Source organism: Paenibacillus sp. FSL H7-0737 (genome assembly GCF_000758545.1).
Taxonomy (GTDB): Bacteria; Bacillota; Bacilli; order Paenibacillales; family Paenibacillaceae; genus Paenibacillus_AQ.
Map to the genome: position 1 here is coordinate 4,317,900 of NZ_CP009279.1, position 15,205 is coordinate 4,333,104.

10 protein-coding genes are annotated in these 15,205 nt (G+C 43.7%); 1 reads left to right on the forward strand and 9 read right to left on the reverse strand.

Going from position 1 to position 15,205, the window contains the following annotated elements; translation table 11 throughout:
* Positions 1 to 24 precede the first annotated feature (24 nt).
* The 8 genes from H70737_RS18955 to H70737_RS18990 all read right to left on the reverse strand — a co-directional run bounded on the left by H70737_RS18955 (position 25) and on the right by H70737_RS18990 (position 13,413).
* Positions 25 to 1,611 carry a response regulator gene (locus H70737_RS18955; RefSeq protein WP_081951162.1) on the reverse strand — a complete coding sequence of 529 codons (1,587 nt, stop codon included), beginning with the start codon at positions 1,609 to 1,611 and terminating at the stop codon, positions 25 to 27.
* A 10-nt stretch (positions 1,612 to 1,621) separates the two neighbouring features.
* Positions 1,622 to 3,427 (reverse strand): sensor histidine kinase, encoded by a 1,806-nt coding sequence (locus H70737_RS18960; protein WP_042189645.1) that lies wholly within the window; start codon positions 3,425 to 3,427, stop codon positions 1,622 to 1,624.
* A 120-nt stretch (positions 3,428 to 3,547) separates the two neighbouring features.
* Complete coding sequence (locus H70737_RS18965) at positions 3,548 to 5,905, reverse strand: hypothetical protein (RefSeq protein ID WP_042189647.1); 2,358 nt, start codon at positions 5,903 to 5,905, stop codon at positions 3,548 to 3,550.
* Positions 5,906 to 6,042: 137 nt separating this feature from the next.
* A complete protein-coding gene (locus tag H70737_RS18970) occupies positions 6,043 to 7,674 on the reverse strand; it encodes an extracellular solute-binding protein (protein WP_042189649.1) in 1,632 nt (543 codons plus the stop codon).
* A gap of 56 nt (positions 7,675 to 7,730) precedes the next feature.
* Positions 7,731 to 8,612, reverse strand: a complete 882-nt coding sequence (locus tag H70737_RS18975) for a carbohydrate ABC transporter permease (RefSeq protein WP_042189651.1) — start codon at positions 8,610 to 8,612, stop codon at positions 7,731 to 7,733.
* 43 nt (positions 8,613 to 8,655) lie between these two features.
* A complete protein-coding gene (locus H70737_RS18980) occupies positions 8,656 to 9,609 on the reverse strand; it encodes an ABC transporter permease (protein WP_042189653.1) in 954 nt (317 codons plus the stop codon).
* A 218-nt stretch (positions 9,610 to 9,827) separates the two neighbouring features.
* On the reverse strand, positions 9,828 to 12,416 hold the full coding sequence (locus H70737_RS18985; protein WP_042194176.1) for a metallophosphoesterase: 2,589 nt from the start codon (positions 12,414 to 12,416) through the stop codon (positions 9,828 to 9,830).
* A gap of 88 nt (positions 12,417 to 12,504) precedes the next feature.
* On the reverse strand, positions 12,505 to 13,413 hold the full coding sequence (locus H70737_RS18990) for a chitosanase (RefSeq protein WP_231573302.1): 909 nt from the start codon (positions 13,411 to 13,413) through the stop codon (positions 12,505 to 12,507).
* 235 nt (positions 13,414 to 13,648) lie between these two features.
* On the opposite strand from H70737_RS18990, the gene H70737_RS18995 reads away from it, so the two are divergent.
* Positions 13,649 to 14,488 (forward strand): AraC family transcriptional regulator, encoded by an 840-nt coding sequence (locus tag H70737_RS18995; protein WP_042189655.1) that lies wholly within the window; start codon positions 13,649 to 13,651, stop codon positions 14,486 to 14,488.
* Between the two features lie 21 nt (positions 14,489 to 14,509).
* On the opposite strand, the gene H70737_RS19000 is transcribed toward H70737_RS18995, so the two are convergent.
* Entirely contained in the window at positions 14,510 to 15,160 is a 651-nt protein-coding gene (locus tag H70737_RS19000) for a polysaccharide deacetylase family protein (protein WP_197071321.1), read from the reverse strand.
* Positions 15,161 to 15,205 lie beyond the last annotated feature (45 nt).

The window sequence follows — 15,205 nt, forward strand, 5'->3', positions numbered from 1 at the left end:
CATTTATTGTTGTTAAAAATAAACCTACATGTGGAATATGCTTTTTTCTTTATATTCCTTAGGTGTAATTCCCACATTTTTCTTAAATACCTTGCTGAAATACTTCTCATCATTGAATCCGGTTTTGGTTGCGACCTCGTACACTTTGAACTGGGGATCTATTAGGTATTCCATTGCCTTGTTTATTCTGACATTCACAATATAATCGGTTAAGGATATGCCCTCCTCCTTTTTGAACAATACACTGAAGTAGGAAGGATTCATGGAAACCTGATTTGCCAGCATATCGAGATTGATTACCTTGTGGAAATTCTTCTGGATGAATAGTTTGACAAGCGCAATTGATTTATTGTCTCCTGATTTTGTTCCTTCTTTATGGTCATAGGTACTTATCAATACTAAAGTATCAATAAAGCGCTTATTGGCCGCCGGTAAAGAAGTACATTCCTCCAGTTCCTCCACGAATTGATAGATGTTATTAGCCATAAAAACAGCGGCCTTTTCGGAACCGTTTATACCGGACCCCACCTGTATAAGCAAGCTGCAAAGCTTGTCCTGGTATTCCTTCACCGTTACCATTCCTTTTATACTTGTCTCATTGCACCTCTGATTGATGAAGACTTCCAGCCTCCCGGTGTCCATCATTCTGAGCATGGATATCATTTGGGTAATATCAGATTCGTTAAAGTGCAACCTGTCAGCGAGTTTAGGCAGTTCATCTGCAAAATAAATATTCCCTTCGCCGTATACCAATTTTTCCATGAAGGCGGCTTTGGCCTGCCTAAACAGCGTGTACAGAGGCACAGATTTACTGCTAATACCGCTGACTCCCCAGTTTACTCGAAGCCCTTTTTCCCGGAGATATTCATTCATTTCGTTTAATGAGGCTCGAAGTTCTCTCAAACCGTCTCCTTTTTTTATGTTGATGATAGAGATCACACTGTTTTTCACATGCGGAACAGATAGTACCTGAGGAAACATTGCCACCAGCTTACTGCCGAGCATAGTTGCAGGGAGAATACTTCCCTGTCCGGCATCTGAAAAAAGTTGCAGGTGGGTAAACTGTGCATATAAAATGATGAAATGCGGGCAAGGCATTTCAATCCTTCGTTCGGATAAAAACATTTGAAAGACCTCATCGCTCCCACCAGCGCTTAGCAGCATATCTTTAAGCATATTCCCATCTGTCTCGGAGAGGCTCCCAGGAGGCAGTTCTTCCGTTCCCTTTTCCTGGTCCAGATCGTCCAAAGCCCTCTTCAGGGCAGCCTCCAGATCCTGTCTCTTGATCGGTTTGAGCAAATACTCGGTAACCTTAAAACGAATAGCTTCCCTGGCATATTCAAATTCACTGTAGCCGCTGAAAATAATAACCCGGCTATCAGCACCTATATCCCTTATTTTTTTAAGAAATTCAATACCGTCCATATGAGGCATTTGAATATCGACTATAATAATATCCGGCTTGTGTTTCTCATATATTGCCAAAGCTTGGACTCCATTTTCGGCTTCCACCACTTCCCTGAACGAGAACCCAAGATCGTCGATAATCACTCGCAACCCTTTTCTAATGATGTTCTCATCATCTACGATCAATAATGAATACACGTTCATCCCTCCTTGGTTAATCAATAACCGGAATGCTGATATAAATTCGGGTTCCTTCCCTCATTTCACTTTCAATCTCTATACCATAGCAGCTTCCATACGCCAGCTTAAGCCGGTCATTGACATTGGACAGACCGATTCCGTTCTCACCTGGGGATAACCTGTTTTTATGGTTGTTTTCCAACCGTTCTCTCAAGGCTCTGAGCTTCCCGGGCTCAATGCCGTTCCCATTATCGCAAATTGTGAATCGGATATTATTTTGGTATACCTCGGCCGAAATTTTGATGACACATTGACCATCAAAGTTGCGAAACCCGTGGAGGATTGCATTCTCTACGATCGGCTGAAGGATCAGCTTCAGCATCTTTAACGAATATATCTGCTCTGCAATCGAGCATACCAGCTCCAATCGGCCGTTCATCATCAAATTCTGCAAACTGCAATAGCTCCTGATTTGTTCGATTTCTTCCGTTATCAGGACCAGCCTGTTGTCTTTTGTCAAATTGTAGCGGACCATAGCGCCCAATGAGGTTAACGCATCGGAGATTTCCCTTTCCCTGTTGATCTCGGCCATCATCTTGATGGTCTCCAGCGTATTATACAGAAAGTGGGGATTCACCTGGTTCTCAAGCGCTTTCAACAGCGCATCCTTCTGAAGAATTTCCGTTTTGTATACCGTCTCGATCAGTTCATTTATCCTGTTAAGCATTCTATTAAAATCCTTGCCGAGCTCGTCAATTTCATCATTCCCTTCAATTACCACTTGGGTATTCAGGTTGCCCTTCTGGACGCTCCTCATGACCTTTACGAGCCTTTTTATTTTCTTCATCAGTTTTCTGGAAAAAACATAGGAGATGAGAATCATCAAGATAAGTGCGGCTACGAGACAAACTACGAAGGTGTTTCGCGCTTTCGTGGTTTCTTGGATAACTAGATTCTGAGGAAACATTCCAATAATTCTGTAGTTAGGATTCTCTAAAGTCTGGATTTCCGTCAGAAAGGACTGGCTTCCCACCTTCGTAACGAAATTGGATGTACTTTGTTCAGCCTTGTTTAATTGGGAGGATAGCTGTGAGAGAACACCTGCCGGGTGATGATTGGATTCATAGACCAGTTGACCTACGCTATCATATACGAACACGGCTCCCTGTTTGAACTCCTCCATCTTGCCGAGACCACCAAAAATAGCGTCAGGTGCAATAAAAATTTCCAGCAGCGTGTTTCTATCGTTGGTTGTATAGGATAACATAGGCACGAACAAGGAGATTTCCTGATCGCGAATCGCTGGGTTTTTGACTTTGTCATAATCCAAAATACGGGCTTTGTGGAGATTCTCCCAGTATGGAGCGCTGTAAGTCGCCTGGATCGCTTCTTCAAACCATGCTTCGTTACCATAAGGCTTAGAATGGTAAATCCATTCATTCTGAAAGGTGTTGTCATTCGCAGTAAAGAACCGGAAGTGATACTCCGTAGTCTCCAGGCTGCGGACCCAATCCATAAAAGAATTGAGGTAATGATAGGAAAAATCAATCTTGTTGGTATCGGACATATATAAATCATCAAAATATGAAATCAGCAAAGGGTATTGCGCAATTTGGCTCCCGAGTTTTCGGTAATCGTTAAAAATTTGATGCACATTCTCTTTTTCTTTTGCCAAGGCTTCCTTGAGGGCGGTCTTAGACTGATCCTCCACATATTGGACAGACCGAATGTAGATAAAAACAGCCGACAAGGTTACGGGTATGAGAAGGACAAGCACAAAGGAAATCATGATCTTCCAAGTATAGCTGGTGTTTACGGGTCCCCGAAGCATTCTTAACATAACTCGTCCCTCTCTGTCCCTCAATATCCACTGCCGCGACCGTATTTATTATATCAATACTTACTGAAATCGACAAAAAATGAACATTTTTTGAGCTTTACTGCCCTCTTGCATGGGAGATTACCCTAATTCAATTTCAATCCATTTGTTCTCCGGTGTAATCTCGCAACGGATTCCCTGAGCAGCCTCAATACGACCCTGGTATACTGACAAATACTCTGTTTGAGATATGATTGTGATTCTTTTCTCTGTAGCAAGCCTGATTCTTCCCCTTATATCACCAACAAAAAAATAACTAAACTCGGGAGCCGTGCTCATAAAAACCAGACAATTTTCATGAAACGTAACTTCACCATTCAAAGCAATCGGCTTACCCTTCTGGCTGTGAATGCCGCTCGATTTAAACCAGGTGTCCACTGCCCGCGGCCACACATACCTGGAGAGAGAATGGTCTGGCTTCAGCGGGTATCGGTGGACCAGCACCCCAGGTTCCGTGCTATAAGGAATATAATCCGGAATATAACAGGCATATACAGTGCCATCCTGTTGAATCTTGCTGAGATTGGTTAGATAAGCATTGTAGGAAGAGAGGAGCCTGTTCATATCCCCTGTGAGGAGTGAGTAATAGAAATCGGCTTCTCCCCGCCAGATCGTCCAGGCATGTCCTGCATTGATGCACGGGCCGTCCTGATCGCCTTCCCAGATGGTCTCCCACCATCTGAAGGATGACTGGTACATCCGGGCATCAGGCGTGTACATCTTCCAGGCATCATGAAGCCGTAGAATACTTTCGGCAAATCGAATGTATTCATGCTTGAATTCAATGTGAAAGCAAACATACAGAACGGATAATGCCGTGCAGGAGATCGAGCCGTCCTCCATCTCCGACTGTGAGTATTCCTGATCCCCCTCCGTAGGGAAATGAAATCCCCGTTGCAGCAGATAATCCGCAATTTTCACGGCTGCTGCTTGAAAGACAGCCTCTCTGGGATCTCTCCTCTCCCCAAGCACCTTCGCCATATCCACCACTGCAATTACAGGGGCGCATACGGTGGTATAATCGATCTCTCTTCCTTTCTCATAACACAGGATGGCCCCATTCTCGGCAATATGCTCATGGAGCAGGTTCAGCAAGGTATCAATCGCATACTCCAGATAGCTTGAATTGCCAAATGCTTGATAAGCAGATAGAAGAATAGACACCCCAAAAAACTGCTCTTGTATTCGGGTTGACTCGAAGATATGGTAAGGCCCATATTCCCGACCCTCAAACCTGTGCGGATAAGGTACGATGGAGCATCCTGGCGTAGGGGAGACTCCGGACAGATTCAATATTTTATGATCAATATGTTCTAAAACCCTGTCCGCCAATTGCGGGTCCACCCCAAACCGCTTGATATGTTCACACAGAGCCCAGCACCACACCCCTCCCTCAGCAAGATTCTCATCACAGTGATAGGGTTGTTCGATAGTACTGCTCGCCTTGCGGAACAGCTCGTTCCAACCGCTGAAGCTGAATAATACACAGTCCAGGCTGTTCAGGGAATTTCCAAATGCTTCAACCCTGTAGAATCCCTCTTCACAAAGCCTAATTGAAACCTGATATACTCCGCTATCTTCTACTACATGCTCTGTAATATCCGTGCTGTTACCTGATGGTGAATGAAGGATAATTTTGTTATATACTCCTTCAATAGTCATGGGAAGCTCTGTCCCCAATGTTCCCCCTGCAACCGGAAAATAGGGAACAGGGGATCCCAAGGCGGAGCTCGCAAGCGACATGGCCTCCCTGTACGTGTCGGGAAAGTCGATCCTAAGGGCTATCGTATGTTTTTGTTTCGTGCCTGAATCTGAAACAAAAACATCATCAAAGCTCTCAAACATCTTCAATCCGAGAATAAAATGTCCAAAATTATTGGGAGAATACTCCAGTCGCCACCCAGCCAGGGGTTGAGGTGAGGTAACCAGAACCCATCTGCCGTTAGGCCTTGTCATTAGATAATAGGAGGCTTTGCCGTCTGCTGAGGTATAGGGGGATGTCGGGATCACCTGATCCTCATATCCTGTGCCTAACTTCCCTAAAAAATTGAAGTCAAGGTTCATGCCGAATTGGCTGATATTCGTGTCTGCAGCTTCAATGGAAAGGATAAAAAACTCGTCCATAAATTCGTATTTTAAGGTGGAGTTATATTCGAAATTGGTAAAAACGGCACAGGAACCTCTCAGATAAGAAAAAGAATGGGTGATGAGTTGGTCATCTATAACGATGTGTTTCTTGGACTCTGCGACATGGCTTATTTCTGTATGGTATGATTTCTTGTCTTTAAAGGTTGCGGCCAAGCTCCCGAATCGCCTGTTGCGGTCAACAAGGTTCACCCGGTTAGCATCTTTATTGTCATACAATTCCCTGATGCAGCCAGAACCTTTCTCGATGACAATGTCATACCCTTTTTTGCAGATTTTAATGGTTTCCTTCATTGTATCCCCCGAATAAACGTATAACGCGGATTTGTAGTGGATTTAAGAGTTTTCCTTGCGAAAAGAAGAAGGATGAGCCTGATTCTCGTCACACTCATCCACTTCTTTGATTAACATTATTTTATTGCTAAGCTGACTTATTTAAACTCCGCATACTTAGCGGTCCAAGCAGCCTCCAGTTTTGCCAAACCGGTGTCTTCCGCCTTCTTCACAAACTCATTATAGGTATCTAAAGCGGCACCCTCGTTCTTGGCCATAACCATTTTAGGGTAGTACGCTTTGGAGAGCTCATTGAGCTTATTTTGGATAATCCCTTCTTCAGAAGTGGACAATGGATGAATAAGTCCCAATGCGATATCCGCTTCTTTGTGCGGCTTGACAATGCTCTCCAAGTTCTTTCTGTAATCTGTCTTCTCGGAATCGGTAAGTGCAGCCATTCTGCCATGGATATAGTCATCCGAGAAAGCAAAGTAGGTGGATACCCCTGTTTCCTTCTGATATTTGCTTCCGTCGGTTTCGTATAAGGTCTGGAATTCCGGAGTCCGTCTTGGTACTTGCTTCCCATCGATCTCCTTCATCTCCCAATGAACGCCCTTTACCCCATAAGCATCAAGCTCTCTACCTGTTTGAGAAGTCATAAAAGAGATGAATTTAGCCAGCCGTTCAGGGTCAGCGACTTTCTTGGAGATCAGCGTAGCTGTCCAACCAGAGCCATCTTTGAAATACTTACCATCCGGGAAATACGGTAGAGGCTCCCAGCCCACTTCCGGATTATCCTGAGTTTTGATCGTTTCGTTAAAATCATTCACGATCCCGGAGAATACGATCGTATCCCCTTTTTGTTTCTTAGCTTCTTTAATATCCTGCGCATCTACGAATGATTCAGAGGACATTAATCCATTCGTGTACATTTTATTCATGAACTTTACGAATTCAGTGAATTTCGGATTACGCACACCCGATGTGAGCTTTCCATCCGCGTTTACATCATATACATGGATGCCGAATTGGGTAGCAGGGAACATATAACCTTGAAATTCACCTGCTTTAAAGAAGGTCAGATCTTTGTTGAAAGCCCCGAAATACCAGCCGGTAAGCTTAGGAAACTTTTCCTTTGCTGCTTTCACTGCATTAAAGAATCCGTCAGGCGTTGACATATCTGGTTTTCCGATTGCCTCATAAACATCACTTCTGATAGCGCTTACTCCATCACCTCCGCTAACCGTATTATAATCTGATTGTTGAAGGTCATATGGGGTAACGAGAAACGACGGGAAGAAATATTGCTTTCCATCCTTATAGTTGTAGTATTTAAAGACCTCTGGTTCACTCTGCTCCCTAATCTCAGGCGCATATTGATCAATAAAATCAGAAATCGGCAAAACCATGCCATTCTTGATCATTAAATCGATGGCGGGATCATCCTTGTTGGTTGTAATCAAATCAGGAATGTCACCGGAAGCAACCATCATATTTAGCTTGGTATTATCACCAGAAGTTGCTTTGCTTAATTCAATCTTTACATTGGCCTGCTTTTGAATTTCCTGACCGGAGGGCGAACTTGTCCAATCGACATTGAACCAGTCATAATTATAGAAATGCTTGATAACTAGAGGTTCCTGCGTCAATTCTTCCGAACCCGCAGTTGCTTCTGTACCCGTTGCTGGCTGACTTGAACTCTCCGCATCCTTATTCGATTGACACCCGCTAAAAACAACAGCCATCATTACTGCCATAAAGATTGACACAATCCTTTTTCCCTTACTCATCTTCTTTCCCCCTTTTTTTGTGTGTATATCAAGGCAAGTGACCTAGATATCGAGCATTATCCTTTTACAGAGCCCACCATCATGCCCTGGACAAAATATTTCTGCAGGAATGGATACGCGAGAGCTACCGGAACGACGGACACAACCATAGTTGCATACTTCATGGAATCAATAATGTTAATATTCTGCTTACCGGCTCCGAGATAATTTGCAGCAATCGCGGCTCCTTCCGATTGACTGATGATCTGATAAAGAACCAGTTGCAGGGTGGCCAGGTCTGGTGAATTGGTGTAGTAGGCTGCATCAAACCATGAATTCCATTGCTGTACTCCATAGAACAACGACACGGTGGCCAGAATCGGCGCAGACAACGGAAGGAATATTTTCCAGAAAACACGCCAATCATTTGCACCGTCTATCTTGGCTGATTCCTCTAACGCATCGGGAATGGAGGAAAAAAAGTTAATAAACAAAATGGCATTAAAAAATGAATACAGGGAAGGTATGATATACACCAAGAAGGTATCAATTAATCCAAGTGAGTTGAGCAGCAGATAGGTTGGAATGATTCCACCAAAAAAATACATGGTGATTACACCCGTCCGGATATAGAAGCTTCTAAGGGCCAAGTTTTTTTTAGATAAGGGGTAAGACACGCAAGCAGTAAACAATACGCTTGCAATTGTACCCAAAATAGTTCTCGCCCCTGTAATTAGGAATGAATGAGCTAACTTGCTCTCTGTAAAAACAATCTTGAAATTCTCAAGTGTGAATTTTCTTGGAGATAAATAGATGAAGCCTTTTTCGGCGATGTCATTGGCATCATTCAAGGATATGATGAATGAGTAGTACAATGGATACAACGTTACCAGGGTGACAATCGACATAAGAATAAACAGAACTATGTTGATGACTTTGTCTTCTGTATTTCCCTTCATTTCCTTCGCTCCTGACGGTTCACTTTATACGGGAATTTGCTTGTTAATATAAACTGGTGTTTGTTAAATTACGGCTGACTGCATTTGCTCCACTGAACAGCACAAACGATAACAATGATAAGATTAACCCTGCAGCAATAGCATAAGAGAAGCGACCTTGGGAAAGCCCCATATTTACGATATAGGTTTCCAAAATCATGGAATTGTCATAATTGAGCGAATTCCCAAAGAGTAGAGATTGCTGCAGATTTGATCCGGAGAGTCCTCCGTAAATCATGCTTCCAATACTAAGGATAACTACCATCATAATTGTGGATTTAATGGACGGAATAGTGATGCTAATCATTCTTCTGATGCGACTTGCTCCATCCACCACAGCAGATTCATATTGTTCTACAGGAATCGCAGCAATGGCAGCGAGATATATAATCGCCCACCACCCGGTCTCTTTCCAGGTGTCAATAATTGCCATCCAGATCCAGAAGCCTCCGGGAGAATTCAGATGAGCTTGGGGCTCATTGGTGAAACCAAGCGACATCAGTACATGATTGACAATGCCATCGGTGTTGAGCCACATAATAAACAGTCCTGCAACAACTACCCACGAGATAAAGTGCGGAAGATAACTCGCCGTCTGAACGATTTTTTTCAGGGTCATATTCTTGATTTCGTTAAGCATTAAGGCAAACAAAATCGGCATGATGATGGCAAAAACCGTCTTCGTTAAACTTAACCCGAACATGTTTCTTACCGAATTCCAGAACAACTCATCGTGAAACAGTTCTTTAAAGTGCGCGAAGCCTACAAATGGACTCTTTAGAATTCCCAGAAAAGGATTATAATCAAAAAATGCTGCAAAAAGTCCGACCATAGGGATATAGCAAAAAACAATTAGCCATATAAGACCAGGTAGCACCATAAGTTGAAGATATTTCTGTTGCCTTAGCGAATTTCCGATTCGTGAAAGCTTTATTTTTTTCCCTGCTTCATTTGACATTGTAGCTTCCTCTTCTTTTTCGTTTTGTAAAGCTCGGCCGGCCTACCAACCCTGTTACAAACCTTATTATAAAGGGGATTAAAATTCCGAAACACAGATAAAATATACATAAGGTGCAATATTTATAGGTCTTTGCCCTTGGAAGGAAAAAGACACTAGCGTGAGCTAGTGTCTTTTAACCAGGGTACATTCGGTTAGTAATTTTGTTTTTCGAGGATTCATTGCATTCCTACCTCTGCTGGAAGCGAATTATTTCTTGTCCCCACTGCTTTAATCACGAAATTGTAGGCTTTAGCAGAATCAATGCCGTTTAATGTATAGCTGTAACTCGTCTGACCGCTTACCGTCGGCACATACACGCTCCAATTTGTGCTAACTTTATCATTTTTCTCATAAATCCGGTAACCTCGCACCGGCTCAGGGCTATTTGTTGGTGCTTTCCACGAAAGAACTGCACGGTTCCCTGACTGTCTTACTGCGCTTGGATTTTCGACAATGCCGGGTTTGACGTCAGTCCGCTTGATACTGTAAGCATCATAGACGGCAAGGGGTTTATCTTTAACTGCTGTGTAGGATGTAAATTTCAGCACATCGTTTGTAATGGAAACATCCACGAACATTTTCTTGTTGGGCTGATCGTTTTTTGCTGCAAAAAAAGTGTCTGCGTCTGGATTAATAGCATAGAATTTCGAAGCAGCCGAGTTGCCCATTAGATACACAGTCCCTTTGGGATTCAGCACATTTCCTTGCTCATCGGTAATGACATTCTTAATCGGAACGTTGTTCAGCATTTGAAAAGACCTCATATACATATGGTCATGTCCCTCAAACACCATATCCACACCCAGCTCATCAAATACAGGAATCAGATATTTCCGGTAAAATTCTACCCGGTCGCTTTCTGCCGAAGCATTATCCCCTGAGGAATAAGCTCCCTTATGCATAGAGACGAATTTCCACTTCTTATCGGTCTTTGCCACCTGATTCCGCATCCATTCCAATTGCTTCGTGAACTGAATATCTGCTTTGTACGGCGTGACCTCTCCTTCATACTGGGAATTGATCTGCATAAACAGGGCATCGCCGTATTCGAAAGCATATACCGACCCGTCATGAGCACCCGTCCCGACATCTTTTGGAAGATTAAAATGGTTATAGAAGTTATTATTCGGATAATCCTCTATCTCATGGTTGCCGATAATCGGTGCAAATGGCACATTTGCAAATTCTTTTTTCGGCACACCCAAGAACCACTGCCACAGCTGCTCCAGATCACCATCATCCGTTAGATCCCCTGTAAGAAGAACAAACTTGGGATCTACCGTTTTCTCAATAGCTCGCTTAAAAGTATCCTGCCACAGATCGAAATTCGATTTACTTGAGCCTTGGGTGTCGGTCACGTAGAGGAAATGGAAATCCTGATTATCCGCCTTGTCCGTGGTAAAAGAACCCGCCTCGCTCCAGCCGTCCGCATCACCGTTACCGGCCCGGTATATATACTTAGTTCCAGGATTGAGACCGCTTGTAATAACTTTGTGACTAGCGAACTTTTTATACTTTTTGGAGCTTCTGTCTCCTGATGTCATTAAGGTTTCAATAACTGTTGAGCTGCCCTCATAAGAGGTTGCCAGTTGTTCCGGGAACTCGCTTCCTCCCGCATTGGAGGCCTCCACCACTTGCACTACTGTACCTCTGACTGTTTCGGCTGTATACCAGTCAAAGGCGATACTTGTCTTTGGGTCCCCATTAAAAGTCATGTTCAGCAGTGTTGGTGTTTTGTTTCCGGTATCCGGAGACTTCGTCTTAAAGCTCCAGGTAATATCGTTCTCCGGTGTCCGGCCATCCGTAGTCCCCTTAACAAGCTCTTTTGGGATGGTCACTTTATAAGTTTTGCCGGCAATAAAATCAGGGTGGCTGACTTTAACCGAGTCTTGACCGAGGAGCGAAGCAGAGATGTTGTTAAGAGGAACATTGTTTTCTGTGATTACAACTTGATAACCACTGTCGAGACTGATGGCTTTATTAAACTTCACAGTGATCTCTGCATTAAGGGAAACATCTGCAGCCCCTGAAGCGGGAGTTTTGCTTACCTCAAGTGTGGGAGTGTCCCCAGGTTCGCCGCTGCTACGTGTTCCTTTAATTACTACATCTTTGATTCTACTTGAGCCTGAGCTGGACACTGTTCCCCCGCTCACGCTTTTCGTAGAGTTAACCACCCAGCGGATATAGAGTACATCTTGATTGTTAGTTCCCGCAGGCAATGCGAGGTTCGTTAATTTGCAGGAATTATTGGAACAATTAAAATTGTTCTGGGCAAGAACAAGGTTGCCGCCCGCAACATCTGTCCATTCCTGCTGATCTATACTGTATTGCACCTTAAAATCCCTAGGCCCTGTACTTGAAGAAGTTTGCTGTGAAGAGAGGAAGATACCTTCGAAGCCTTGGGTAGAAAGCGTGGCAAGCCAGTATTTAGTGCCCGTTCCTTCATGCCAGCCCTGGTTGCGTACGCTGTTCTCACTGGGCTCATAGGTGTATGCATCCGTATTTGTTCCTACATCACGAATGGATGAAGCCGTTTGATATACCCCGCCTGTAGCCGGAAATACCCCGTTCTCGCCTTTGTCTTTAAAAATCCACTGGGCAATCGTTTCCTGAGCTGCAGTAACTTCGCTTGCAAGATCTTCCTCATTTCCCTCCCTTCCTGCTGAAACAAAACCGGTCAACTCCATGGCAAGCAGCAAACCTATAACCATTAGACTGATTACCTTGGGAAATCTGTTTTTGAGATAAGATTGGTGGTTATCCATTCGACCATCTCCCTCTTCATTAATCTCACTTATCATCGAACCGCCGTCTCCAAGAAGAACGGCGGTTTTGTCTACTCTCGCATTCCTGTTATTGGAGTTCCCAGTCGGTGACTTGAAGGACTGCCGAATCTGCACCCTTCAGGTCTGTCTCTCCCATGTTGAGCAAATTGCTCCACTGCTTCACACGGTTCTTGCCGTTAGGCGGAGAGTTGTACTCATTAGTATCCACAATCTTGGTCCGTTCTTTATAAAATTTGGTCATGAAAGTCTTCTCATCTGTGCTGCTTCCTGATTTACCCAAAAGCCCTTGAAGAGTCTCGGAGCCGCCGGTTGCTCCATGGTTCAGCGCAGCATCCACGAAGGAACCAATAGTTAATGCCGAGTTAAAGCCGCGATTTCGGGCCTGCTCCACACTGTATTTAATGTAGATATTGTAGAACGTTTTCCACATAGCCTCTCTCCACTCGGGATCATTTTGCAAATTGCCAATTTTTCTGCAGAAGCTCTCTTCGCTTTCATTGATTTCGAGGATCTTCCCTTTCATCGCACCCTTGACACCTATCCGGGCCAATGCGCCTTTAACCGAAGGATTACTCGCGCCTTTGGCAGCATCATATGCCTTGAACAGATCCGGACCGTCGGGACCGGTATCATTTGAGCCACCTGTAGTCGCACCGAATATTCCAATCGTATACCCGCGGTCATCATCAATATCTTCACAATATCCGTAAAAATTGATCCAGTTCAGATCGTCCTGCTCCGGTTTGTTGACAAGCATCATAATATTGTTCCACTGCTCACCATCCAGACCTGTGTTGTCGCGCAAGAATTGAAGTGTTGCCGGTGAGAAATTAGAATCAGGGTTCCCTGCCGCATAACTTTTCTGTTGAGATGCACTGGACAGATAGCCATAAGAAAAAATCATTGAAAAACTGAGCAGGATCAACAATGAAAATTTCATCTTCTTGGAAACCTTACTATTCGTTGAATTAAGCACCGCAATCTCTCCTTTGATTAAATAGTTTAAGCGCTTTAACTTTGAGTGGCAGCGAACCTTATCCCCAACCTAGCTGAGCATGACAACCCTCCTTTTTCCAACACTTGGTAATTCAATTTAAGCTTATCTCAAAAAGTTTGTCCAAACAGCACGTATTTTCTTGTAATTATTATTTTTTATACATATATTGCTATAACCCCTAGATTAAGTCTACAATCCTCTTAGGAGGTGCTGAATGAAACCGGTATTTTATGAGTCTACTCTTTTTGAGATCAGCCGCAAGAAACAGGTATACACCAGCATGCCTTCAAGACACTATCATGATGCATATGAGATTCTGTATTTAATATCCGGGGATTTTTATTATTTTATAGGGGACAGAACCTACCAGGTTGCGGGCGGTACGTTGCTATTTATGGATATTCACGAAATGCACAAACTGGTTAATTCCGGCTGCAATATGTATGAACGGGTTACACTGCTGTTTAAAAAAGAATTCCTGCAGCATTTTTGTACCGGTGGTCAAAGTGAGGAACTGCTCGAATTGTTCAAAAGTGATTACCGCGCTTTGAAGATGACCGGTATAGATCAGTATTTCATCGAACAGCTTTTTCAGAAGATGATTCAGGAGGGGAAGAAACAAGCCCGCGGATATGAACAGTACCAACAACTATTATTGGTGGAGTTGCTCCTCTATCTTAATCGTAAACTATTCGACAGCCGTGTTGCTCCAATGGTGGAATCCAATCGTACACACAAGAAAGTCCTGGACATCGTTAATTATGTAAATCAACATTATATGGAACCGCTTAAGCTCTGTGAGATTTCACAGAAATTCGACATAAGCTCTTCCTACTTATGCCGAACTTTTAAAGAAGCCACCGGGTTCAGCTTCATTGAATATATCAATAACATCCGCATTAAAGAAGCGCGTGATTTGCTGGTTGGCTCTTCTTTTAATGTTACTGAAATTGCGGGAATGGTTGGGTTTGATAACACCTCCCATTTTGGACGAACCTTCAAATTATTGATGGGCATCTCGCCGCTCTGCTTCCGCAAACAATTTAAGTCTTAACAGCAAAAACACTGGAATACATCAAGACATTTCGTCAAGACGAACAAATTGCAGGTTTCTTGCCTGCAGTTGGTTTAGCACTTCCTCTAAAGCTTGCAGCATAAAATAAGGAGCATGCCGGTCCGCGCCCACAGTCTCACCACTGTCGTGAAGTAGGACAACGGAGCCATCGGTGATTCCACCTAACAGAGTGGCCTGCATCCGGGTTTGACAGACCCGGGTGTTCCAGTCGCCTGCCTTCAGCGACCATAGAACAATTCGATACTGTTTGTATCGAAAGAAATCAAATAGATTGATTAATCCCCAGGGTGGACGGTAATGATTGGGTCGGGTTCCGACAATAGACTCTATAATATCAGCAGAGCGGTCCAGATGTTCTCGCCTAATAGTACGGGGCAGCATCAGCCAGTTAGAGGTATGACAATAATTATGGATGCCAATCTGATGGCCTTCCCGATCCATTCTTCTGATCAGGTCTGGATACTGCTCCGCTCTCGATCCTAGCACGAAAAAAGTAGCCTTCACTTGATGCAACTTCAATAAATCCAGCAAAATCGGCGTATATTTCGGATGTGGCCCATCGTCAAAAGTGAATGCCACCTGTTTTTTTACCGTTCCTTTGCGAAAGACACCAAAGCCGCTCACTCGCGTAATCAAACTCGGAATAAACATGTAAAGAGTGGCGGTACATAGTATCCCTCCTATTAAATATGTAAG

Excerpts from the sequence above, each read along its gene's own strand:
- H70737_RS18955 (WP_081951162.1), bottom strand. The coding sequence starts at position 1,611 with ATGAACGTGTATTCATTATTGATCGTAGATGATGAGAACATCATTAGA.
- H70737_RS18960 (WP_042189645.1), bottom strand. The coding sequence starts at position 3,427 with ATGTTAAGAATGCTTCGGGGACCCGTAAACACCAGCTATACTTGGAAG.
- H70737_RS18965 (WP_042189647.1), bottom strand. The coding sequence starts at position 5,905 with ATGAAGGAAACCATTAAAATCTGCAAAAAAGGGTATGACATTGTCATC.
- H70737_RS18970 (WP_042189649.1), bottom strand. The coding sequence starts at position 7,674 with ATGAGTAAGGGAAAAAGGATTGTGTCAATCTTTATGGCAGTAATGATG.
- H70737_RS18975 (WP_042189651.1), bottom strand. The coding sequence starts at position 8,612 with ATGAAGGGAAATACAGAAGACAAAGTCATCAACATAGTTCTGTTTATT.
- H70737_RS18980 (WP_042189653.1), bottom strand. The coding sequence starts at position 9,609 with ATGTCAAATGAAGCAGGGAAAAAAATAAAGCTTTCACGAATCGGAAAT.
- H70737_RS18985 (WP_042194176.1), bottom strand. The coding sequence starts at position 12,416 with ATGGATAACCACCAATCTTATCTCAAAAACAGATTTCCCAAGGTAATC.
- H70737_RS18995 (WP_042189655.1), top strand. The coding sequence starts at position 13,649 with ATGAAACCGGTATTTTATGAGTCTACTCTTTTTGAGATCAGCCGCAAG.
- H70737_RS19000 (WP_197071321.1), bottom strand. The coding sequence starts at position 15,160 with ATGTTTATTCCGAGTTTGATTACGCGAGTGAGCGGCTTTGGTGTCTTT.